Origin of the sequence: Ferdinandcohnia jepli (assembly GCF_047246645.1) — a bacterium.
In the GTDB taxonomy this organism is placed as follows: Bacteria; Bacillota; Bacilli; order Bacillales; family Bacillaceae_L; genus Ferdinandcohnia.
In genome coordinates this window covers 24,764-46,759 of sequence record NZ_JBFOKR010000016.1, presented here as the reverse complement: position 1 = coordinate 46,759, position 21,996 = coordinate 24,764, and the positions used below count along the sequence as shown (strand labels likewise).

Below are 21,996 nucleotides of genomic sequence, written 5' to 3'. Positions count from 1 at the left end.
ACAATAAAAAACCTCTAATCCCATAAAAGGGACGAGAGGATATGTATATTCTTCCCGCGGTACCACCCACATTAGTGACAATCTGTGCACTCACTTCATTCATCCTTAACGCGGACAGTCACGATAAACACTATTCTGCAACTGCATTTCATGTTTATAACTCAAAGGCGAGTTCATGTTCTGACAACGATTGACTTGCACCACCCGTCAACTCTCTAGACGTGTTCCAAACACTACTACTCCTTATCAACGTTCAATCATATTTTGTTATATTCAGTATTGTATAGAATTTACATAAGAACTGCAAGTAAAATAGTAAAAAACGGGCTTTTCCCTCTATCATCATTTCCAATTATAGTTACGATTAAACATAATATGACTTTTTGATAGCCCACTTTACTTTTATGTGGCGCTTCTGTCTCTTTTCTATGGAGCACCACCCGATTTCTTCACTTGCGCGTGGAATGCTTCTATTTCTCCTCCTGAGATCACCACTTTCCTCAGATTGTCTTTCCTCAAACCTCACTCTAAAAATGGCAAATTGCATAATCCATATCCAACGTAAGATCTTCCAAGCCAAACTGGAAAAACTACTCATTTTTGTGAAGAAAATGTGGCGAAAAACACAAAAATGTAAGCGTTTAAACCCTTACCACTATTGATACATTGCTTATATGCTCAGTTTTTCACAAAGTGTCCACATATACGCACGGAAAACGTGATTTACATCACGCTTGAAGGTTGCTTACAGAATTATTATTAAGGTGTAGCAAGCGATAAATATTTAATATCCTAGGGGGAAAAAGTAATGAATAAAAAAATGAAATTTATTGTTGCTTCTTTGATTGGAACATCAATTATTTTATCAGGGTGTGGTAAGGAGGATATCGCATTAGAAAAGAAAGTTGAAGCACAGACAACTGATTCAACTAACTCAACTGTAGAAGTAATCGCTCCCCACAAAGACCTTAACCAAGAACCTGTTCCTTTAAAAGTTGAAAGAGTTTCTGAAAATGTAGTTAATGTAGAAATGACAGCACAGATCACTGATATCGAGATAGATAAAGGTTATATCTATAAAGCTTGGACATTCAATGGAGAAGCACCAGGACCAGTTATTGTTGTTAACGAAGGTGACACAATTAACTTCACCTTAAAGAATATGGATCCAGCAATTCCGCATAGCATGGACTTTCATGCGGTACATGCAGCACCATCAGTTGATTTTTCAAATGTAAATCCTGATGAAACTGGTTCATTCTCTTATCCAGCTAACAATCCAGGAGTATTTATGTACCACTGTGGAACAGCACCAGTACTATCTCATATTGCTAACGGTATGCATGGAACTATCATTGTAAAACCAAAAGATGGTTATCCAAATGACAAAGAAATTGATAGAGAATACCTAATTATCCAAAACGAATGGTATAAATATAACGACTTAAACGACTTTACGAACGGTGTACCTAGCCAAGTTGTATTTTCTACTAAGGCACTAAAAGATGGTGACCAAAACACAAATGGTGACACTTTCAGTCTAAAAGAAAAGCCTCTACTTGCTAAAGTTGGTGACCATGTGAGACTTTATATTAACAACGTTGGTCCAAATGAAGTTAGTTCATTCCACGTAGTTGGAACTGTATTTGACGATGTATACATGGATGGAAATCCGTACAACCATATGCAGGGGTTACAAACTGTAATGTTACCGGCAAGTGGCGGAGCAGTTGTAGAATTCACAGTTACAAAAGCTGGGAACTATCCAATTGTTACACACCAGTTTAACCATGCAACAAAAGGTGCTGTTGCATATTTAAAGGTAACTGAAACAGGAGAAGACGATGGCGAAGCAGTTGGTGGCCATTAAAAAAGCCTTATAAAAGAAAGAATATAACTCCTTCTTCTACAAGGTCAAAATAAAAAATATCCAATAAAATCTTATCATAAATAAATAAAAAGAAAAGAAAAAGAACTCAGCTTGAGTTCTTTTTCTTATATAGTGCCAAATTGACTTTCCTAAACCAACAAGTGCACGTCTTGTTACTACATCTTTGGTTAACGACCCCTGTACGTCAAAGGCTTAACACTCGCCTAAGTATCTTTACTGTGCAGTATAACCCCCGTCAATCACACATGCCTGACCTGTTATTCCCTTTGTCTCTTCACTAGCTAAAAACAAGACGTAATTTGCAATCTCATCTACAGCTAAAAGACGCTTTTGTGGTACTAATGGATAAATTACCTCTTCTAAAACCTTTTCCAACTCTACATTTCGAGTTTTGGCAAGATCTACTAGCTGATTTCGAACAAGTGGTGTGTCAACATAACCCGGACAAACAGCATTCACTGTTATTCCGTGCTCTGCTCCTTCTAATGCTGCAACCTTCGTTAACCCGATTACCCCATGTTTTGCACTATTGTATGCAGCTTTTCCTGCAAAGCCAATTAGACCATTTATAGAGGCCATATTAATAATACGTCCAAATTTTTGCTTTTTCATAATCGGAAAAACATGTTTAATTGCTATAAATGGTGCAGTTAACATAACAGAAAGGAGCAATTCAAATTTTTCCTTAGGAAATTCGTCAATTGGCGAAACATGCTGTAATCCTGCGTTATTAATTAAACAATCAATTTTACCAAATTCGTTTATTGCTTCATTTAGAGCACCGATAATTTCGTTTTCACTAGTCACGTTGCACCGTAGTCCAATTGCTTCAAAGCCGCTTTCTCGGAGTTTCAAAGCAGATTCCTTCACAACTTCTTCATCTAAATCTGTTAAGACAACTCTTGCTCCCTTTTGGGCAAATGCCTTTCCTATCTCATAACCAATTCCTCTAGCTGCTCCCGTAATAAATACAACTCTATTTGTGAACATGTTGTCCTCCTATTTTTTAAATCCCCAAACCTAGTGAGAATAAAATTATAGCTAAAATTACTCCAATGGTTGGAACAATTACTGTTACTGCCCCTACTGCTCCATATGCATCCTTATGAGATTCTCCACAGATGGATCGTACTGTCGTCACAACGTAACCATTATGAGGTAAAGAATCTAAAGCACCAGAAGATATGGCAACAACCCTGTGAAGAGCTTCCGTATTTACGCCTGTCTCAATATAATGAGGTGCCAGTAAAGGTAGAGCGATCGCTTGACCTCCAGATGCTGAACCAGTCATCCCCGCAATAACACTGACCGCAATTGCTCCACCAATTAATGGACTTCCCGGTATATTAGTCATCGCATCAACAGCAACCTGGAATGCTGGAACTGCTTTAGCTACTCCACCGAATCCTACAACAGCCGCTGTGTTACCAATAGCTATTAAAGCACCAAGAGTACCATCGGAAATGGCTTTACCAAAGGATTTAAAATATTTTCTATTAAGTAAATACGTTGAAATAACCCCACCTAATAATGCGATAATGAGTGCGGATTGCGCCAAATAGTCATGGAAGATTAACGCTAAAATAAGTACAACTACTAACGGAATTAGTCCAGTAATAGGGTGTGGAAGTTCTTTGTCTTCTACAAGTGGGTCATTGTCTCTAGAAACGAACGTCTCCCCTTTTGCTACTGCTTTTGAAATCATTCGTTTTAACCACCAATAACCAAAAATGATCATAAATAAAGCAACAATTGCACTAACTTCCCATCCTGCATAAGGTGATGTTCCTAAATAATCAATTGGGATCCAGTTTTGAATTTCAGGAGAACCTGCAGACGTCATTGTAAATGTAACTGAACCAAAGGCAAGTGTAGCTGGAATAAATCTTCTTGGTAAGTTTGCTTGCTTAAATAAGCTAATTGCCATTGGATATACCGAGAATGCTACAACAAATAGACTTACTCCTCCATAGGTTAATACCGCACATGCTAAAACAATCGCAAAAACAGCATATTTCATACCTAATTTATCAACAATCCATTTCGACACACTGTCTGCAGCTCCACTATCCTCCATTACTTTTCCAAATATCGCTCCGAGTAAGAACATTAGATACCATGAAGTAACAAAGCTTGAAAAGCCGCTCATATAGTTTCCTACTAAGTTAGCTTCACCTTCTCCAACCAATTGTGGAAACAAAGGTAAGCCGCTACAAACAGCAACAAATAGCGCACTAAGTGGTCCAGCAACTAGTAAATTCATGCCCCTCATCGTTAAATAAATTAAAAGTGCTAAACCTCCAACTAAGCCAATCATACTAAGCATTTCGTATCCCCCTTATTTAAACCTTCTATTTTTTACATCTTCTATTAACAAAGGTGGTTCAGTTATAGCGACAATATCTTCAATTGTATAATCATTAAAAACTTCTATTAGTTTAAGGCCATTATCAGTAACATCAATTACTGCACGGTCCGTGATAATTCGATTTACTACTCCTTTACCAGTAAGTGGTAAGCTGCAGCTTTTAACAATTTTAGAAGAACCAGTTTTACTTACGTGTTCCATAATGACAATGATCTTCTTTGCACCATGTACAAGATCCATGGCACCACCCATACCTTTGATCATTTTTCCTGGTATCATCCAATTTGCTAGATCACCAGTTTCGGAGACTTCCATCCCCCCTAATATGGCAATATCTATATGTCCACCCCGTATCATTGCAAACGATTCAGCACTATCGAAAAATACAGATCCCGGAATTGCCGTAACGGTCTCCTTTCCAGCATTAATTAAATCAGGATCAACAGCTTCATTTTTTGGGTACGGGCCTATTCCCAGTAACCCATTTTCAGACTGAAGCACCACTTGTTTTGATGGATTTATATAGTTCGCAACTAAGGTAGGCATGCCAATCCCTAAATTTACATAGTAACCGCTTTCAATTTCCTCTTCTGCACGTTTTGCAATTCGTTCTCTAACCATGAATTTTTCAGCCACTATTCACATCCTCCTATTTAGAAACCGTCAATCGCTCAATTCTTTTTTCTTGAGTTCCCACAATTAATCTTTGTACATATATGCTCGGGGTGTGAATTTCATCAGGATTTAAATCTCCGATTTCGACTAATTCCTCTACCTCAGCAACTGTAGTTTTACCGGCTGCAGCTATCATCGGATTAAAGTTTCGAGCAGTTTTGTTATAAATGAGATTTCCCATTTTATCACCTTTATGTGCTCTTACTAAACTAAAATCTGCAGTTAATGCCAGCTCAAGCACATACTCTTTCCCATTAAATTCTTTAACCTCCTTACCTTCAGCAATTGGAGTCCCCACTCCTGCAGGGGTATAAAAAGCGGGAATACCAGCACCACCAGCACGAATTTTTTCAGCTAAACTCCCTTGAGGAATTAATTCCACTTCTAGTTCACCTGATAAAACCTGTCTCTCAAACTCCTTGTTCTCTCCGACATATGACCCAATCATTTTCTTGATTTGATGGTTTCTTAATAAAAGACCAAGGCCCCAATCATCAATACCGCAATTATTAGAAATAACCGTTAACTCTTTAACCTTTGCTTCAACAAGTGCAAGGATTAGGTTCTCAGGGATACCCACAAGGCCAAATCCTCCAACCATAATTGTCGATCCATCCTCGATGTCTTTAACAGCTTCAATAAATGTTTCAAATACTGGTTTCAATCTCTAAACCTCCTTTTCAATTGACTCACTTTCAATATTGCAACTAATGTGCCAAGTTAAAAAAGTCACAAAATAGTCATTTTTAATAATTAATTGATACTTGCACGTTTTTAAAATTCCGAAAATCTGGAATACTAGAATTTGATATTTCGGAAATCCCTTACAAAGAACAAGAAAAAAAGATTCCAGAAATCCGGAAATGCATTCCGGTTTTCTGGAATCTACTAATCTATCTTTAACTTCTTTACCTTTTCATACATACTGGATTTACTTATTCCTAAAGCATTCGCTGCCAATTGCTTATCATTTCTGAATTTCTGCAGTGTTTTCTCGATTACTCTTTTCTCTGTTTCCTCAAGAATTTCTTTTAGATTTTTTTGCCCAATTAATAACTTAGGGTCATCTACTAAATACTCTGGCAAGGAATGAACCGTAATTCTCTCCCCATTTGTTAAATGTGTGGCAGCCTCAATAACATTTTCAAGTTCTCTCAAATTTCCTGGCCATGTATGTTGATGAAAAATTTTTAAAACCTCATCATCAATCGAAGTAATTCGTTTTCCTGTTCGTTTTGTTATTTTTCCGATAAAAAAATGAGTTAACAGATTGATATCTTCTGTTCGTTCCCTTAATGGCGGTATCGTAAACGGAACAACATTTATTCGATAAAATAAATCCTCTCTGAATCGTTTCTCTTCAATCATTTGTTCGAGTGGTCTATTTGTTGCTGCAATAACTCGAACATCAACAGGTATCGACTTTGTTGCACCAATTGGTTCTACTTCTTTTTCTTGGAGAACACGTAATAACTTAATCTGCATATGTAAAGGCATATCTCCAACTTCATCTAAAAAAATAGTACCTCCATGGGCAAGTAAAAACTTTCCCTTTTTCCCACCTTTTTTAGCTCCTGTAAATGCGCCGTCTTCATAGCCAAACAATTCTGATTCAAGGAGGTGCTCAGGTATTGCACCACAATTTATTTTAATTAATGGATTTTTACTTCTCCCGCTTAGTTGATGGATACTATGAGCGAAGAGCTCCTTACCAGTCCCACTTTCCCCTCTTATTAAAACCGATATGTCACCAGATGCTATTGATTTAACTTTATCCTTAAGTTCAAGCACCTGTTTAGAATTTGTTTTTATATCTGAAAGTGTGTATTTCGCCCCGTTATTTTCCTGCCAGTCTTCAATATAAGTTTGGAATTGGGACATCAAACTCTTTATATGGCTGTTCATCTTATCCCATTCCTTAGTATCTCTAAAAATGACTGTCCCTACAGCTCCAACAATTCGATTATTTGAATAAATAGGGATCCGATTCGCAATCATATAATTCCCTTTTATGTAGTGCGGGTTTCCAATCTCTTCTTCTCCTGTTTGAACGACTATATGCATCCTTGTATTTTCAATCACACCTGTCACATGCTTACCAAGGACTTCCTCCCGTAGAACTCCAAGAAAATCACAGTAATTTTTATTAATGTAAACAACTTTACCTTCATGGTCAACGACAACAATCCACTCGTATGCACTATCAATTATGGTTTCAAGTATTTTATTCTTAAACTGAATATCATCATTTGTAAACATGTTGTAAACAACACCTTCTCTATGCCCACTTTTACCAACATCATATCATTACGCAAGAACCTCATAAAGAAAATATTTGTACATAAAAAAGACTTGAACGGAGTCAAGTCTTTTACTTTATGCACTAAGTGCAACTTCCTTTGAATCTTTAATTTTTTTATCATAGATAACTGTAGTAAAGATTGAAGCGAGCAATAATACTGCTAACACGGTAAATAGCATACTCATTCCATACAAATCAACAAGTATTCCACCCAGTAACGGGCCAATCATTCTTCCCCCTGTTGCAGTACTGTTTACGATTCCCTGGTAAAAGCCCTCTCTTCCTTTTGGTGCAAGATCGTTCGCGATTGTTGGGACTGCGGGCCAGATAAACATCTCCCCGACTGTAAGAACAACCATTGCAGTCATAAATCCACTAAATGATCCAGCGTATGAAGCAACCACAAACGAAGATATAAAGATTAAAATCCCAATTACAATTTGCTTTTTTAACGTCTTAGCAATATAACGAATCACTACGTTGATCGCTGGCTGTGCGAGAACGATGAGTCCACCATTAACAGTCCAGAGCAAACTATATTGAGTTAGAGTAATTCCAATATCTTGTGTGTAACTTGAAATTGTTGATTGCCACTGAACATAGGCCACCCAACATAATAAGTATCCAACACTGAGAACTAATAGTGCATTTAATTTCGAACGATTTTTAACTACTTTTGATTGTTCTAGTAAATTTGTTTGAGTTCCTTTTATTCCCTGGAAACTGCGATAGAAGATTGCAACTATAAAAAACGCAATAAACATGAGTGCATTCGCTATAAAGATATATTCAAAAGAGAATGAAGCAACAAAACCACCTAATGCTGATCCTGCTGCTACCCCTAAATTCTGCGCAACATACAACGCATTAAAAGATTTCCTTCCACCTTCAGGCCATACCGAACCAGCAAGTGCATACATCGCCGGAAAAATAATGCCTGATCCAAACCCAACAAATCCTAACAAAATAACATAATCTGGCCATCCATGAAAAAAGACTAAGCCGATTATCGCAACCAAGGTAATGGCAATTCCAGACAATATTGTTTTAAAGCCACCAATTTTATCAAACAAGGTGCCACCAATTAAGTTTCCTACAACACTCGCACCTGCATTAAGCATAAGTACAAGACCAGCAACAGAAAGTGATTTACCAAGATGATCGTGTATATATATTGTATTTAACGGCCACAAAAAAGAGGATCCAGTTACATTTATAACCATTCCAATAACTAATAACCATAGTGCTCGAGGCATTTTGAGGCACCTCCAATTTCACATAAATTTCGGATTCCAGAATTATTCTATTCCTTTCCACAATTAGAATCAATTAAAAAAATTATTCAGATAAAGTGAAACTTCAATCAGGCACTGATTGTTAGTTGAACTAATCGGACTTTTACGGGCAGTTCTTGAAGTTCTACTGCCCGTTAAAGCGGGATAAAGATGAGGATTGTCGGAAAAACAAAAAATCGACAAGTGACGAATCACTTGTCGATTAAATCTACTCAGTACGCTGCTTTGACTTAATAGGTTGACCCTTTTTTTGATACTTTTGCTTAGATACTTTTACTGGATCATAATCCTGACCTAACTCAATATCGTTACTATTAACACCGTTTTTTGTCTTTTGCTCAGGATTGTTTTGTTTTGAACGTTTTCTCATTACCTCATCCCCTATTTGTACTCTTGGATAATATTTTCATCTAATGTCATATCATTTTGGAGCTGTTGTAATTGCAATCTCATCCGATGTAATTGCTCCCGCTGTTGTCCATTACAGCTTTGAGAAAGCTTTGCGAGTTCATTAGTAACTTCTTCTAATTGCATCTGAGCATCTGTATACTCTGTTGTATTGTAATGTTCTTGGTGTCGAGCTATTGTGATTTGTTCCTGAGCGTTGCTAATCGAATCCTCACAGCGCTGAAGAAAAGAGTCAACAGATTGTCGAGTGGCCATTCTTTCCCCTCCTAATCAAACATAAGAAGCAACTGCTTCTCATCTATAGTTTGTTCATCCTGTATTACTTCTTTCAAAAATTTATTTCCAGTTCACCAAGATGTATTATTTACATTTGTGATTTTAAAAGCTAACATGCTAAAATTTATAGTTGGGGATATTTTATATAAAATAAGGAGGGATCTGAGGTGACTCAGGTAAACCCATTTCTATATACAACAGATAATAAACGTTATCATACATGGAATTATCATTTACGAAATACTTTTGGCCATAAAGTTTTTAAGGTAGCGCTTGATGGAGGGTTTGATTGTCCAAACCGCGATGGTACTGTTGCACATGGCGGTTGTACGTTTTGTAGTGTTGCTGGTTCTGGTGACTTTGCGGGCAATCGAGCTGATGATATCTTAACTCAATTTCATACAATTAAAGAGAAGATGCATGAAAAATGGAAGGATGGAAAATACATGGCCTACTTCCAAGCTTACACAAATACTCATGCTCCAGTTGAGGTACTTCGTCAAAGATTCGAACCAGTCCTGGCTGAAGAAGGAGTAGTTGGTATTTCAATAGCCACCAGACCAGACTGCCTTCCCGATGATGTTGTAGAGTATTTAGCTGACTTAAATAAAAGAACTTATCTTTGGGTTGAACTTGGCCTCCAAACGGTTCACGAAAAGACAGCCACGTTAATTAACCGTGCCCATGACTTCCAATGCTATGTTGATGGTGTTAATAAGCTACGAAAACATGGAATTCGTATTTGTTCTCATATTATTAACGGACTTCCACAGGAAACACCTGAAATGATGATGGAAACAGCTCGTGAAGTTGCGAAGCTTGATGTACAAGGTATTAAAATCCACCTTCTTCATCTTTTAAAAGGTACTCCTATGGTAAAACAATACGAAAAAGGTCTTTTAGAATTTCTCACATTCGACAATTATGTAAAGTTAGTATGTGACCAACTTGAAATTTTACCACCGGAAATGATTGTACACCGTATTACTGGTGATGGACCTATTGACCTGATGGTTGGCCCGATGTGGAGTGTAAACAAATGGGAAGTTCTTAATACTATTGACGCTGAACTTAAACGTCGAAATAGCTATCAAGGAAAGTTTTATAAAAAGGTTGTTGAATCGATATGAAGTTAGATCGAATTCTTCCCTTTGCTCGTAGATTAGTTGAACTAGCCGTGAGCGAAGGAGATATTGTAGTTGATGCAACGATTGGCAACGGACATGATACCGCCATGCTCTCATCATTAGTAGGCATAAACGGCCATGTGTACGGTTTTGATATACAAGAGGAAGCATTAATAAATACTACTGAACGATTATCGAAAGTTGGGACTTCTAGCAATGTAACTTTGTTTCAAGTAAGTCATAATCAAATCAAGACAAATCTACCAGAAGAAACACACGGAAAAGTTACTGCAGCAATCTTTAATTTAGGATACTTACCAGGCGGGGACAAAGAAATTGTCACAAAGCCTAATTCAACAATTGAAGCTATTGAGCAATTACTAACTATAATGTCTCCAGAGGGAATTATTGTACTAGTTGTTTACCATGGACATGATGAGGGCGCAATAGAAAGAGATATACTTTTAGAGTATGTATCAACAATTGACCAAAAACGTGCACATGTTTTAACATACCGATTTATCAATCAAGTCAATAATCCTCCCTTTATAATTGCAATCGAAAAAAGATAGAGCCAAATGCTCTATCTTTTTTTAACCAAATACCGTCTGTATTCTCCGGTATGCCCGTCCATTAATATAAAAGAAAAATGATGTACTGCCGCCAAGCTTAATGATTTTCTTAGCAACCTTAAAAACATTACGTTGACTACGCACCTTTTCATCTGATAAATACAAGCCTAAAAGTCCTCTATTGATCAGTCGATGAAATTTTTCATTTGGTAAACCTTCGGTATGTTTATCAGCTTGAATGATAAAATGTTTTAGTCGTTCAACTAACTGATGTTCATGTTGATAGTAAAAACAGAAGTTTAAGTCTCCACCTTTTCGGTCTTCTTCTTGATCGATAAAATAATCTAATAAGATATGTAATCCTTGTACATAAGGGAAATATCCGTCTCGTATTTTTTGTGCCATCTCTTCCTGGAAATCATCCTGAAATGCATACGCCACTAAACAGAAAATACCTAATGTTGAGCCCGAGCAAGCTGAGAACTCATACCATTCCATTTTAGGTAGTTGAGTTCGATGAAGCTGGAACCAATTTTCTAACCTTGGAACCCGCTCTTCAACTTGTACATGTTTATGAATTTGCAAGTCACAGTAATATTGCGCTAACTCCTGAAGATAAGTAGAAATTTTTTGATAATGTTTTGTTTTTTCCAAGCTCTTCTGACAAGTTGTCACTAGGCTCTCTAAATAGCCTCCATCATTCTGCTCCGCTCGATATTGATAATAATTTTTAGTGTTTTTCCCAGGGACTAAAGCATCTGGCATTGAATCATGTAATGATTGAAAATCAATCGGATCTAGTGATGTACTACGGTCACACAGATTATCTAAGTAATCGCTAATGGTTTGATAAGCAACAATAAACCGAATGCATTCCTTAATATGGTCTGGAGTTAAAAGGGCAAGTATAGCCCCACCCTCACAGTGAAATGTCTTTGTATTAATACTTGCCAGAGCTTGCTTTCGCAACTCATCATCAGGTATTTCCTCAGCCTTTTGTTTCCATACTGCCAGTTCGCGATGTACGATTGGAAAGACATCACGATATACTTTCTTCATTAATCCAAGTGGATGTGTCGGTACCAAGAAAATCACCTCATTTTTGCTTTCTGAAAAAAGGTATGTCGATAGAATTTACGGTAAGGAAGAAAGTTGATACACTTACCTTAAATGAAATTTTAGTAAATATCAATTTTTACGAAAGGAAAATGATATATGATCTACCCATACAAAGGAATCTTTCCGAAAATTGCAGATTCTGTTTTTATTGCTGACTACGCAACAGTTACAGGTGATGTCATAATTGGAGGAGAAAGTAGTGTTTGGTTTAATACAGTGATTAGAGGAGATGTTGCTCCTACTATAATAGGTGAAAGAGTTAATATCCAAGATAACTCAATCTTACACCAAAGTCCAAATAACCCATTAATTGTAGAAGATGATGTGACGATTGGTCATCAGGTTATTTTACATAGTTCCATCATTCGAAAAGAAGCCCTAATTGGCATGGGCTCTATCATTCTTGATGGCGCTGAAATTGGTGAAGGTGCGTTTATTGGAGCAGGTAGTCTTGTGCCACAAGGAAAGAAGATTCCTCCTAATACACTTGCATTTGGTCGTCCCGCTAAGGTCATTAGAGAGTTAAATGATGATGACAAAAAGGATATGGCCCGAATACGTAGAGAATATGTTGAAAAAGGACAGTTTTATAAGAGTTTGCAAAAATAAGAAAAGCGCAAGCGCCTTGGTCAGCCCCGACAAGCGCTGGAACCCTGACGAGGAGGCTCGAAAAAAAGCAAAGCTTTTTTCCTGCGTGGATTAACCTCAGGAAGCATTCCTTAGTGTTGCCGCCACAGGAGGGGTGAAGCGACCTCGAGGGGCTAGGCGCTGGAGCTAAACACCGAAAACTCGGTTAAAATTTTTATACTTTATTATTTAACAAAAGCTCGCCACTAGGCGAGCTCTTCAATTCTTAATTAGAAGCTTGTTGTTTTAGAGCTTCAGCTTTGTCTGTACGCTCCCAAGGTAAATCTACGTCACTTCTTCCAAAATGACCATATGCAGCTGTCCGCTTATAGATTGGTCGGCGAAGATCTAACATCTTAATAATCCCTGCTGGACGAAGGTCGAAGTTTCCACGTACTAAATCAACTAGTACATCTTCAGAAACAGTTCCAGTTCCGAATGTATCAACTGAGATAGAAACTGGTTGAGCCACTCCAATCGCGTATGCTAATTGGACTTCACACTTATCAGCAAGTCCTGCAGCTACAATATTTTTTGCAACGTAGCGTGCAGCATATGCAGCCGAGCGGTCTACTTTTGTAGGATCCTTGCCCGAGAATGCTCCACCACCATGGCGTGCATAACCACCATACGTATCAACGATAATTTTACGTCCTGTTAGCCCTGCATCCCCTTGTGGTCCACCGATTACAAAACGTCCTGTTGGGTTGATAAAGTACTTTGTATTTTCATCAATAAGCTCTTTTGGAACAACTGGATTAATAACATGCTCCTTAAGATTACGCTGAATTTGCTCCAGTGTAATTTCAGGATGATGTTGAGTAGAAATAACAATGGTATCAATTCTAACTGGGTTGTTATTTTCATCATACTCAACAGTAACCTGAGTTTTACCGTCTGGACGTAAATATGGAAGAATCTCTTCTTTACGAACTTCAGTTAAACGACGAGCAAGCTTATGAGCTAAAGAAATTGGTAAAGGCATTAGTTCTTTTGTTTCATTACAAGCAAAACCAAACATCAAACCTTGGTCTCCCGCACCAATTGCATCAATTTGCTCATCAGTCATTTGACCTTCACGAGCTTCTAACGCTTGATCTACACCCATAGCGATATCTGGTGATTGCTCATCAATGGAAGTTAAAACTGCACAAGTCTCAGCATCAAATCCATACTTTGCACGAGTATATCCAATCTCTCTTACAGTTTCACGTACAATTTTAGGGATATCTACATATGTAGAAGTTGTAATTTCTCCTGCTACAAGAACTAATCCAGTAGTTACAGAAGTTTCACAAGCTACGCGTGCATTAGCATCACTAGCTAAAATAGCGTCCAAGATAGAATCTGAAATTTGGTCACAAATTTTATCTGGATGACCCTCTGTAACAGACTCAGAAGTAAATAATCGGCGTCTAGTTGTCACAACGCTTCCTCCTTTTACATTCAGAACATCGAGTGTACTCAATTTCTGACTTTCTTTTTGATACGGTACTCATTCCCTTAGTATTGTTACATTTTGATTTTTTATCCTGTATTCACGTACAGTAAAACACTTTGCGGCTGACCTAACGTGCACGAAAAGTGATTACAAACACAAACTTTTCTCTAATTAAATTTGAATTTACTTTCAAGATTGTATATGTGAATGTAACATCGTATGAGTTAAGCAAACAGATAGATATTCTAAAAGTTGCCCCTGATATCAAGAAATAAAAAACCTTCCCTGCTAATGAGGAAAGGTAAATTTGTCATTCTCGCCTTTCACTCTTATCGATCAAGGTCATGCCTTGCTCAGGTTAGCACCTTATCACTATTTAAAAAACCAAGAAGTTATATGTATAGAATAAACATAAATTTACTTCTATATGTATACATAGTGATGGTTGCCGGGTTTCATTGGGCCTGTCCCTCCGCCAGCTCGGGATAAGAGAGTATCCGTTCAATGACATATCATAACGTAGTAAACCTTTTACTGTCAACAATATTACGGAAAATAAAAACAAAAAATATGATCAGTACTTTTAAAATAAAAATCTAGCTTTTATTCTTGTTTAAATTACTATTTTTACCTATAATTTTAAAGCGCTTACTTTTTTTATCTTTACATAAAGTGCATGAAATCATAGTTTTTTAAATTGGTTGGTACACTTTGGAGATAAGTTACGTAAAATACGTTAAATAGTATAGACTAATTGAATTAATGTGTTATACTAATTATAATTCGAATGATAATAATATTTAGATAAAGGATGGTTTTTTTCATGAATTCAGTTGAAGTTTCAAGTGAGCAGCTAATGGAATTAGTGAATGGAAATAACGTACTTCATGATCTCTCTGTCTCGGTATTAGTCGAAAAAGTACTAGCTAGAAAAGAGGGAATTCTTACTTCGACTGGTGCTGTACGTGCGACTACAGGAAAATATACAGGTAGATCACCAGAAGATAAATATATTGTAGAAGAAGCTTCTACAAAAGATAAAATTGACTGGGGAAAAGTCAATCAACCTATTTCTGAAGCAACCTTTGAAAAACTTTACACAAAAGTACTTACCTATCTAAAAGAGCAAAACGAAGTCTTTGTATTCAATGGATATGCAGGTGCTGACAAAAAGGTACGTATGCCAATTCAAGTCATTAATGAATTTGCTTGGCATAATTTATTTGCTCAGCAACTTTTCATTCGCCCTACTGAGGAGGATTTAGAGAATCACAAGCCGGAATTTACTGTAATAAATGCTCCTAATTTTAAAGCTGACCCTGCTGTTGATGGTACTCATTCTGAGACATTCATCATTATCTCATTTGAAAAACGCACTGTTTTAATTGGTGGTACAGAATATGCTGGAGAAATTAAAAAATCAATTTTTTCAGTAATGAACTTTGTTCTGCCTGAAGCTAATATTTTATCTATGCACTGCTCGGCGAATGTTGGCCAAGAAGGGGATGTAGCCTTATTTTTCGGCCTATCAGGCACTGGAAAAACAACTCTATCAGCTGACCCTAAGCGTCGATTGATCGGCGATGATGAACACGGTTGGTCTAACTCAGGTGTCTTTAATATCGAGGGTGGTTGCTACGCGAAATGTATCAATTTATCACGGGAGAAAGAACCACAGATTTTTGATGCAATTCGTTTTGGATCGGTCCTTGAAAATGTGGTTGTTGATGAGGAATCCAGAATTGCTGATTATGATGATGGCTCACTTACTGAAAATACAAGAGCAGCATACCAAATTGAGAATATCGACAATATTGTTGTTCCTAGTATTGCTGGTCACCCGAACACAATTGTATTTTTAACTGCTGATGCTTTTGGAGTATTACCACCGATTAGCAAATTAACAAAAGAACAAGCAATGTACCATTTCTTAAGTGGTTATACAAGTAAACTCGCTGGAACAGAGCGTGGAGTAACATCTCCTCAAGCAACTTTTTCAACATGTTTTGGTTCACCATTCCTACCACTTCCTGCAACTGTATATGCTGAGATGCTTGGTAAAAAAATTGATGAACACAATGTGCAAGTATTCCTTGTAAATACCGGTTGGACTGGTGGAGAATACGGTGTTGGAAACCGTATGAAGTTAAGCTACACACGTGCAATGGTGCAAGCTGCTTTAGAAGGCGAATTGAACAACGTCGAAACGGTAAAAAATGATATATTTGGTTTAGAAATTCCAATTCATATTGCTGGAGTTCCAGATGATGTTTTACAACCTTCTAAAACATGGGCCGATCAAAGTGCATATTATGTGAAAGCAAAGGAACTTGCACTTAAATTTAAAGAGAACTTTAAAAAATTCTCTAATGTTCCTAAGGAAATTGAATTATTAGGTGGTCCAAGAATATAAGCAGGATAAAACCTCGAGAGTTTCCCTCTCGAGGTTTTTAATTTATAGAATTCAGGGATTGCAGTTCGTATGTAATAGTTGTTTTATCATCTTCTAGTGTAATCTTTTTTATAATGGCATCCCCAATAGACTCGCTATCTTTTGTTCGTCTTACCTCTAAAGGAATGTCTATTGGATATAGTCGATAACCATCTTTGATTAGAGTAAAAAGATTGTCTTTCACTCTCTCTTCCCTGCCTTTTGTAACAATCATAGTGTTTAATTCGAATGGCATTCCCACTTTTGGTTCCCCCTCATTATTTAGTAGGTCTTGATTTCATCCACTCAGTTAACCTTTTAACAGTAACTCGATTCTCAGCTGGCGGAAAATAATGTGTAAATTCAGGGTAATACCAGCTATCTACATACTTTCCTAACTCTTTGACCCTTTTTTCAAGACGATACGAATGCTCAACCGAAACATTTTTATCTTTTTCTCCATGAATAATAAGCAAAGGTGCCTCAAGTTCTTCTAGATTGTATAAAGGTGTTCGCCAACGATACCGCTCGGGATATTTTGTTGGAGTTCCCCCAATTACTCTTTTCATCATTTTGCGTAAGTCATTTCTTTCTACATAAGTTAAGCTTAAATCACTCACCCCACCCCAAGAGACAATGGAACATGCTTTTGGATGATGAATTGCAGTAAGTAAGGCCATTACTCCTCCACGCGAGAAACCGAAAATATGAATTCTTTTTGGATTTACTTTTTCATGTTGTTCTAGAACCTTATATGCTGAAAAAGCGTCATAACGATCTTTTCCTGCAAAATCCTCGTTACCTTCTCCTCCTTGATTTCCCCGGTAAAATGGAGCCATTACAACGAATCCTTCAGAAGCAAATTGAATAATTCTGCCTATCCTTACTTTGCCTACATTTTTTATACCACCACGAAGATATAAAAAACCATCATAGTGTCCCTCAGCCTTGGGTTCTGCAAGAAACCCTTTCACTTTTAACCCTTTACTACAATATGTAACCAAATACAAATTAATGGCAGGGTTTGGTGAAGGGAAACGCTGTTTTTCGATTATCATTCCATCAATCATTTCGACAACCCTTTCAATCAACCTATTTCATATTTCCTATTTTTTAAACATGTAGTGCATAACAGCTTTTAAAAAATAGGCATTCACACATTTTTGTCACGTTTCATACTCTATCTTAGATAAAGTGAAACTTCAATCAGTGGGGGTTTTTTATCCCCACTGATTGTTAGTTAAACCAATCGGGGTGTTAGCGTCCGTTATCTCTCTCCTATACGTCTTCATGTTCCTGCTATGGAGTTTTCCGGACGATTACACCGGGATAAAAATTACTATTCGACAGAAAACCTGTCAAGGAGGAATGACTACATGCGTTATTTAGTTAGCATGCTTGTTCTATTACTTATTATCCCACTTGCGGCTTGTAATAATGAGCAAGTACAGACTTTACGTGTAGCTGAAGTTACCCGTTCTGTTTTTTACGCACCACAGTATGTTGCGATTACTGAAGGCTTCTTTGAAGAAGAAGGATTAGAGATTGAATTGACAACAGTTCCTGGTGGGGATAAGACAATGACTGCTCTTATTTCGGATGGAGCTGACATTGCATTGGTAGGTTCGGAAACATCCATTTATGTAGAAGCACAAGGTTCAACCGACCCTGTCATCAACTTTGCAGCTCTTACACAAACGGACGGTACTTTTTTAGTTGCAAGGGAAAACATTGAAAATTTCAGTTGGGACCAATTAAAAGACAGTACCTTCCTTGGTCAGCGTAAAGGTGGCATGCCGCAAATGGTTGGTGAATTTGTGTTAAAAAAGCATGATATTGATCCACAAGCCGACCTAAATCTGATTCAAAATATAGATTTCGCTAATATTTCTAGTGCCTTCGCATCTGGTACAGGTGAATTTGTTCAATTGTTTGAACCAACTGCCAGTCTATTTGAAAAGGAAGGCCGTGGCTATATTGTAGCTTCATTTGGTGAAGAGTCTGGTCGTGTACCTTATACAACTTTTATGACGAAACAAAGCACTATCGAAGATGACGAAGAAGCTATTGAAAAATTCACTCGCGCTGTTTATAAAGCACAGCAGTGGGTTGATTCACATAGTGCAGAAGAAATCGCTGAATCAATCCAGGAATTTTTCCCGGATACTCCACTAGATCTAATTACCTCATCCGTTAATCGTTATAAGAGTCAAGGCTCATATGCTACCGACCCTGTACTAAGTGAAGAAGCTTGGAATAACTTACAGGATATTATGGATGAATCTGGTGAATTACCTAAGAGAATTGACTATGAAACACTTGTAAATACAAGTATTGCTGAAAAAGTAATTTCCAAATAGGAGTGTTACTATGAGCTTTTTGTCCGTAAAAGATTTAGATCACGTTTATTTTACAAAAGATTCTACAACAATAGCACTTGAAAATATATCACTCACAATCGAGGAGGGAGAATTCATCTCTCTTCTCGGCCCAAGTGGGTGCGGTAAAACAACTTTGCTTTCCATCATCGCAGGGTTACTTACTCCTACTACAGGAGAAGTAACTATTGAGGGAAAGCCAATCGATAGAGCCAAAAAGGACATCGGCTATATGCTTCAACAAGACTACCTTTTTCCTTGGAAAACGATTGAAGAGAATATCCTGGTTGGCCTCCAAATCATGAACCAAGTCAATGAGCAATCTACGAAAAATGCGCTTTCTCTACTTGAAGAAATAGGATTAAAAGGCGTGGAAAAGTCCTATCCAAAACAATTATCAGGTGGAATGAGACAGAGAGCAGCTCTTGTTCGTACACTTGCTACTAACCCAAAAATATTACTATTGGATGAACCGTTTTCCGCTTTAGATTTTCAAACAAAGTTAAAATTAGAGGATCTGGTATCTGAAACATTAAAGGAATATAAAAAAACAGCTATTCTCGTCACACATGATATCGGAGAGGCAATTGCAATGAGTGATCGAATCTTTTTGCTATCAAAGGGTCCAGGTAAAATCGCAAAAGTCTTTGAGGTTCCAGAAATTCTAAAGAATCAAACACCTTTTGATGCTCGTCAGGATTCCAACTACTCGGACCTATTTCAGGAAATATGGAAGGAGTTAGATATGCTTGAAACAACCTCTGAACATTAGCAAACTTCATAATGATTATTTACATGCCATCAAAAAAGAGAAGCGGCTGGTCCGATTTTATCAAATCCTCATTTTCCTTGTTTTCTTTGGTCTTTGGGAACTAGCAAGTAGAAACCATTGGATAGACCCACTTATTTTTAGTGCTCCATCAAAAATATGGGCCTTATTTTTAGATAAAGTCCAAGATGGAACATTATTAAATAACCTTGCTGTAACACTGTTCGAAACAGTCTTGGGTTTTATTTTAGGTACATTACTAGGTGCCATTTTTGCAGCGGTATTATGGTGGTCTGAACGAATCTCAAACATACTAGATCCCTACTTAGTCGTTTTAAACGCAATGCCTAAGGTTGCACTTGGCCCTATTTTAATTGTAGCACTGGGTACAGGATATATTTCGATCATAGCCATGGGGGCAATCATATCTGTTATTATAACAACCATCGTTGTTTACACATCTTTTAAGGAAGTTGATTACAACTATGTTAAAGTTATGCAGACTTTTGGTGCGAATCGAAAGCAGATATTTCGTGAGGCTATTCTTCCCTCATCATTTCCAACAATTATTTCAACACTGAAGGTTAACGTTGGATTGTCATGGGTCGGGGTAATCGTTGGGGAATTCCTTGTCTCAAAACAAGGGTTAGGATACCTAATCATTTATGGTTTCCAAGTTTTCAATTTTACGCTCATCTTCCTGAGTCTCTTATTAATTGCAATATGTGCAACGCTTATGTATCAAGGAGTCGAGTTACTTGAAAAGAAACTTATAAAAAATTCACAATAAGAAAGCTCTTCTAGTTCATCTAGAGAGCTTTTTTGGATTTTAAGTATTCCTCTATATACGTAATACTGTGTGTTAACACATCGTCTTTCATAATAAAACTAAAGCGGGGATCATGCTTTAGAGTAATCAATGGAAGTTCATCAAGTAATACTGGACCCTTTGTTTCAAAGTAAGTTTGCTGCTTATGTATTTCATTGATAGTTGCAAAATAGATATTTTTAATTATCGTTTTGCCTTTACCGTTGACCTTATATTGACCGATATATTCGATGCTCTTTACATCTGCTCCTGTTTCCTCCATGACCTCTCGAATAGCGGCATCAACGGGGGATTCTCCCTCCTCCACCTTACCTCCTGGAAATTCAAGACCACGTTCTGAATGCTGGGTTAAAAGCCACTGTTTATTAAAGCGACACACAACCCACACATGCTTAGGATTAGTAGAAAAAGGGTTCTCAGTGAATGATAAATTTACTTCATTATGATACATATCCTGAAAAACAATCATTTTGGTTTTCTCCATACCTTTTTTTTTACTTTATCATACCATAAAATATCGTAGAGTAGTTTTCTCTACTTGTGTTTATTACTTACTCCTCTCATCTGTAACGTGGACCCTTCTTGCTCATGCGATACCCACACACCTAAGGATGTAATGAAAAATAGACCGCTTCTTAGATGAAGTGGTCTAATCAATATATCCTAAACTACTAATAATTCCTTGAGTTTTAATAAACTCCCTTGCTTCTTCGTCGCCTAATTCATATATCATTTTAAACACCTTTAACATGTTTTCATCATATTTATCATTTGAGGAATCGTTATGATATTCAACAAAAGGTACATGTGCTCTTAAAAATCCTTCAACATCATTTGCGTAATTTTCATCGAAAAGTTCCCGTAACCTTATAATTTCATCATCAGTGGCTTCAATCTTATATTCCCATGAAGAAGCAGATTTAACTTGTGAGATCTCTCCACCTTCAACAGAAACATAATACGTCTTTTTTGGTTGCTGTTCCAACTTAATTCACTCCTAACAACTGATTCCCTTCCATTATCATTTTCCTAGGGGTGCAAAAATATTCATTATAAAGCGTCAATCTCAGTTATTGTCCACTTTTTAGTATCTTTTGTCACATTGCCCCATATACTAATTTGCAAGAATAGAAATGCAGTAACACAAATCCATAACATAAGACGAATTTTATATAAAAATACATGCCATTTAATAATATGGAAAAGAGGAAACTACTGATGAAAATAATTGATGAAATTTATGAGATGTATCGGGATAAATTAACTGGGGATGAAGAGGATGCAGATATTATTGCTTTTTCAGTACTCGAGCAATTTGATCGTGAGGACCTCCTTTCTTTACTAAACGATTTAAGTGACCAGGAGTTGAATAATTTAGTTGGATTTTACATGATTGAAAACCTAAAGGCGAAAATGGCACGTGACGGTATTGGGCATGCAAAAATGTTAACAATCGAGCAATTAAAAACGATTCACTGAATCATCAAA

The 21,996-nt window shown here is 37.0% G+C and carries 23 protein-coding genes, 1 riboswitch and 1 other annotated feature; of the genes, 9 read left to right on the top strand and 14 right to left on the bottom strand.

Features of this window, described 5'->3' with window-relative positions; genetic code table 11:
• Positions 1-24 precede the first annotated feature (24 nt).
• Positions 25-259 (bottom strand) — a binding site (T-box leader).
• A 549-nt stretch (positions 260-808) separates the two neighbouring features.
• Positions 809-1,870, top strand: coding sequence for a multicopper oxidase domain-containing protein (locus tag AB3M96_RS17365; protein ID WP_412968894.1), 1,062 nt, complete (start codon positions 809-811; stop codon positions 1,868-1,870).
• A 234-nt stretch (positions 1,871-2,104) separates the two neighbouring features.
• On the opposite strand, the gene AB3M96_RS17360 is transcribed toward AB3M96_RS17365, so the two are convergent.
• The 8 genes from AB3M96_RS17360 to AB3M96_RS17325 all read right to left on the bottom strand — a co-directional run bounded on the left by AB3M96_RS17360 (position 2,105) and on the right by AB3M96_RS17325 (position 9,194).
• Positions 2,105-2,881 carry a 3-hydroxybutyrate dehydrogenase gene (locus AB3M96_RS17360; protein ID WP_412968893.1) on the bottom strand — a complete coding sequence of 259 codons (777 nt, stop codon included), beginning with the start codon at positions 2,879-2,881 and terminating at the stop codon, positions 2,105-2,107.
• Positions 2,882-2,897: 16 nt separating this feature from the next.
• Complete coding sequence (locus AB3M96_RS17355; protein ID WP_412968892.1) at positions 2,898-4,217, bottom strand: GntP family permease; 1,320 nt, start codon at positions 4,215-4,217, stop codon at positions 2,898-2,900.
• Between the two features lie 12 nt (positions 4,218-4,229).
• Positions 4,230-4,880: a 3-oxoacid CoA-transferase subunit B gene (locus tag AB3M96_RS17350; protein ID WP_412968974.1), complete on the bottom strand. Its 651-nt coding sequence runs from the start codon at positions 4,878-4,880 to the stop codon at positions 4,230-4,232.
• 28 nt (positions 4,881-4,908) lie between these two features.
• A complete protein-coding gene (locus AB3M96_RS17345) occupies positions 4,909-5,598 on the bottom strand; it encodes a CoA transferase subunit A (RefSeq protein WP_412968891.1) in 690 nt (229 codons plus the stop codon).
• Positions 5,599-5,822: 224 nt separating this feature from the next.
• The gene (locus AB3M96_RS17340) at positions 5,823-7,193 is read right to left on the bottom strand and encodes a sigma-54 interaction domain-containing protein (RefSeq protein WP_412968890.1); all 1,371 of its coding nucleotides are present in this window, start codon (positions 7,191-7,193) and stop codon (positions 5,823-5,825) included.
• A 117-nt stretch (positions 7,194-7,310) separates the two neighbouring features.
• Complete coding sequence (locus tag AB3M96_RS17335) at positions 7,311-8,492, bottom strand: MDR family MFS transporter (protein ID WP_412968889.1); 1,182 nt, start codon at positions 8,490-8,492, stop codon at positions 7,311-7,313.
• A 247-nt stretch (positions 8,493-8,739) separates the two neighbouring features.
• Positions 8,740-8,901, bottom strand: coding sequence for a glycogen biosynthesis protein GlgD (locus tag AB3M96_RS17330; protein ID WP_412968888.1), 162 nt, complete (start codon positions 8,899-8,901; stop codon positions 8,740-8,742).
• A gap of 11 nt (positions 8,902-8,912) precedes the next feature.
• Complete coding sequence (locus AB3M96_RS17325) at positions 8,913-9,194, bottom strand: YtzC family protein (protein WP_412968887.1); 282 nt, start codon at positions 9,192-9,194, stop codon at positions 8,913-8,915.
• 188 nt (positions 9,195-9,382) lie between these two features.
• Here AB3M96_RS17325 and mnmL point away from each other — a divergent pair, with 188 nt between their 5' ends.
• Both mnmL and mnmM read left to right on the top strand, forming a co-directional pair.
• Positions 9,383-10,345 carry a tRNA modification radical SAM protein MnmL/YtqA gene (gene mnmL, locus AB3M96_RS17320; RefSeq protein WP_412968886.1) on the top strand — a complete coding sequence of 321 codons (963 nt, stop codon included), beginning with the start codon at positions 9,383-9,385 and terminating at the stop codon, positions 10,343-10,345.
• Positions 10,342-10,914, top strand: coding sequence for a tRNA 5-(aminomethyl)-2-thiouridylate-methyltransferase MnmM (gene mnmM, locus AB3M96_RS17315; RefSeq protein ID WP_412968885.1), 573 nt, complete (start codon positions 10,342-10,344; stop codon positions 10,912-10,914). Before mnmL ends, mnmM begins: the two co-directional genes overlap by 4 nt.
• 21 nt (positions 10,915-10,935) lie before the next feature.
• On the opposite strand, the gene AB3M96_RS17310 is transcribed toward mnmM, so the two are convergent.
• A complete protein-coding gene (locus AB3M96_RS17310; protein WP_412968973.1) occupies positions 10,936-11,973 on the bottom strand; it encodes a tetraprenyl-beta-curcumene synthase family protein in 1,038 nt (345 codons plus the stop codon).
• A gap of 156 nt (positions 11,974-12,129) precedes the next feature.
• On the opposite strand from AB3M96_RS17310, the gene AB3M96_RS17305 reads away from it, so the two are divergent.
• Positions 12,130-12,642, top strand: coding sequence for a gamma carbonic anhydrase (locus tag AB3M96_RS17305; RefSeq protein ID WP_412968884.1), 513 nt, complete (start codon positions 12,130-12,132; stop codon positions 12,640-12,642).
• Positions 12,643-12,886: 244 nt separating this feature from the next.
• On the opposite strand, the gene metK is transcribed toward AB3M96_RS17305, so the two are convergent.
• On the bottom strand, positions 12,887-14,086 hold the full coding sequence (gene metK / locus AB3M96_RS17300) for a methionine adenosyltransferase (RefSeq protein ID WP_412968883.1): 1,200 nt from the start codon (positions 14,084-14,086) through the stop codon (positions 12,887-12,889).
• Positions 14,087-14,427: 341 nt separating this feature from the next.
• Positions 14,428-14,593: riboswitch (SAM riboswitch) on the bottom strand.
• 331 nt (positions 14,594-14,924) lie between these two features.
• On the opposite strand from metK, the gene pckA reads away from it, so the two are divergent.
• Positions 14,925-16,514, top strand: coding sequence for a phosphoenolpyruvate carboxykinase (ATP) (pckA, locus tag AB3M96_RS17295; RefSeq protein WP_412968882.1), 1,590 nt, complete (start codon positions 14,925-14,927; stop codon positions 16,512-16,514).
• A 37-nt stretch (positions 16,515-16,551) separates the two neighbouring features.
• Here the strand turns inward: pckA and AB3M96_RS17290 are convergent, their stop codons facing one another.
• Positions 16,552-16,794: a DUF2584 domain-containing protein gene (locus AB3M96_RS17290; RefSeq protein WP_412968881.1), complete on the bottom strand. Its 243-nt coding sequence runs from the start codon at positions 16,792-16,794 to the stop codon at positions 16,552-16,554.
• A gap of 16 nt (positions 16,795-16,810) precedes the next feature.
• On the bottom strand, positions 16,811-17,602 hold the full coding sequence (locus tag AB3M96_RS17285) for an alpha/beta hydrolase family protein (protein WP_412968880.1): 792 nt from the start codon (positions 17,600-17,602) through the stop codon (positions 16,811-16,813).
• A gap of 306 nt (positions 17,603-17,908) precedes the next feature.
• Here AB3M96_RS17285 and AB3M96_RS17280 point away from each other — a divergent pair, with 306 nt between their 5' ends.
• From AB3M96_RS17280 to AB3M96_RS17270, 3 genes are read left to right on the top strand one after another with little or no spacing between them, the layout of a single operon-like run.
• Positions 17,909-18,892, top strand: coding sequence for an ABC transporter substrate-binding protein (locus AB3M96_RS17280; protein WP_412968879.1), 984 nt, complete (start codon positions 17,909-17,911; stop codon positions 18,890-18,892).
• A gap of 10 nt (positions 18,893-18,902) precedes the next feature.
• Entirely contained in the window at positions 18,903-19,682 is a 780-nt protein-coding gene (locus AB3M96_RS17275; RefSeq protein ID WP_412968878.1) for an ABC transporter ATP-binding protein, read from the top strand.
• Positions 19,660-20,469: an ABC transporter permease gene (locus AB3M96_RS17270; RefSeq protein WP_412968877.1), complete on the top strand. Its 810-nt coding sequence runs from the start codon at positions 19,660-19,662 to the stop codon at positions 20,467-20,469. Before AB3M96_RS17275 ends, AB3M96_RS17270 begins: the two co-directional genes overlap by 23 nt.
• Positions 20,470-20,488: 19 nt before the next feature.
• Here the strand turns inward: AB3M96_RS17270 and ytkD are convergent, their stop codons facing one another.
• Both ytkD and AB3M96_RS17260 read right to left on the bottom strand, forming a co-directional pair.
• A complete protein-coding gene (ytkD, locus tag AB3M96_RS17265; RefSeq protein ID WP_412968876.1) occupies positions 20,489-20,977 on the bottom strand; it encodes an RNA deprotection pyrophosphohydrolase in 489 nt (162 codons plus the stop codon).
• A gap of 180 nt (positions 20,978-21,157) precedes the next feature.
• Positions 21,158-21,493: a hydrolase gene (locus tag AB3M96_RS17260; protein WP_412968875.1), complete on the bottom strand. Its 336-nt coding sequence runs from the start codon at positions 21,491-21,493 to the stop codon at positions 21,158-21,160.
• Positions 21,494-21,726: 233 nt separating this feature from the next.
• On the opposite strand from AB3M96_RS17260, the gene AB3M96_RS17255 reads away from it, so the two are divergent.
• Positions 21,727-21,987 (top strand): DUF6154 family protein, encoded by a 261-nt coding sequence (locus tag AB3M96_RS17255; protein ID WP_412968874.1) that lies wholly within the window; start codon positions 21,727-21,729, stop codon positions 21,985-21,987.
• Positions 21,988-21,996: the final 9 nt, after the last annotated feature.

What these genes read in the sequence shown, in the direction of transcription:
- pckA (WP_412968882.1), top strand. Translation starts at nt 14,925, where the DNA reads ATGAATTCAGTTGAAGTTTCAAGTGAGCAGCTAATGGAATTAGTGAAT.
- AB3M96_RS17355 (WP_412968892.1), bottom strand. Translation starts at nt 4,217, where the DNA reads ATGCTTAGTATGATTGGCTTAGTTGGAGGTTTAGCACTTTTAATTTAT.
- AB3M96_RS17340 (WP_412968890.1), bottom strand. Translation starts at nt 7,193, where the DNA reads ATGTTTACAAATGATGATATTCAGTTTAAGAATAAAATACTTGAAACC.
- AB3M96_RS17305 (WP_412968884.1), top strand. Translation starts at nt 12,130, where the DNA reads ATGATCTACCCATACAAAGGAATCTTTCCGAAAATTGCAGATTCTGTT.
- AB3M96_RS17285 (WP_412968880.1), bottom strand. Translation starts at nt 17,602, where the DNA reads ATGATTGATGGAATGATAATCGAAAAACAGCGTTTCCCTTCACCAAAC.
- AB3M96_RS17280 (WP_412968879.1), top strand. Translation starts at nt 17,909, where the DNA reads ATGCGTTATTTAGTTAGCATGCTTGTTCTATTACTTATTATCCCACTT.
- AB3M96_RS17310 (WP_412968973.1), bottom strand. Translation starts at nt 11,973, where the DNA reads ATGAAGAAAGTATATCGTGATGTCTTTCCAATCGTACATCGCGAACTG.
- AB3M96_RS17255 (WP_412968874.1), top strand. Translation starts at nt 21,727, where the DNA reads ATGAAAATAATTGATGAAATTTATGAGATGTATCGGGATAAATTAACT.
- AB3M96_RS17335 (WP_412968889.1), bottom strand. Translation starts at nt 8,492, where the DNA reads ATGCCTCGAGCACTATGGTTATTAGTTATTGGAATGGTTATAAATGTA.
- AB3M96_RS17365 (WP_412968894.1), top strand. Translation starts at nt 809, where the DNA reads ATGAATAAAAAAATGAAATTTATTGTTGCTTCTTTGATTGGAACATCA.
- mnmM (WP_412968885.1), top strand. Translation starts at nt 10,342, where the DNA reads ATGAAGTTAGATCGAATTCTTCCCTTTGCTCGTAGATTAGTTGAACTA.
- ytkD (WP_412968876.1), bottom strand. Translation starts at nt 20,977, where the DNA reads ATGATTGTTTTTCAGGATATGTATCATAATGAAGTAAATTTATCATTC.
- AB3M96_RS17275 (WP_412968878.1), top strand. Translation starts at nt 18,903, where the DNA reads ATGAGCTTTTTGTCCGTAAAAGATTTAGATCACGTTTATTTTACAAAA.
- AB3M96_RS17360 (WP_412968893.1), bottom strand. Translation starts at nt 2,881, where the DNA reads ATGTTCACAAATAGAGTTGTATTTATTACGGGAGCAGCTAGAGGAATT.
- AB3M96_RS17350 (WP_412968974.1), bottom strand. Translation starts at nt 4,880, where the DNA reads ATGGTTAGAGAACGAATTGCAAAACGTGCAGAAGAGGAAATTGAAAGC.
- AB3M96_RS17330 (WP_412968888.1), bottom strand. Translation starts at nt 8,901, where the DNA reads ATGAGAAAACGTTCAAAACAAAACAATCCTGAGCAAAAGACAAAAAAC.
- AB3M96_RS17325 (WP_412968887.1), bottom strand. Translation starts at nt 9,194, where the DNA reads ATGGCCACTCGACAATCTGTTGACTCTTTTCTTCAGCGCTGTGAGGAT.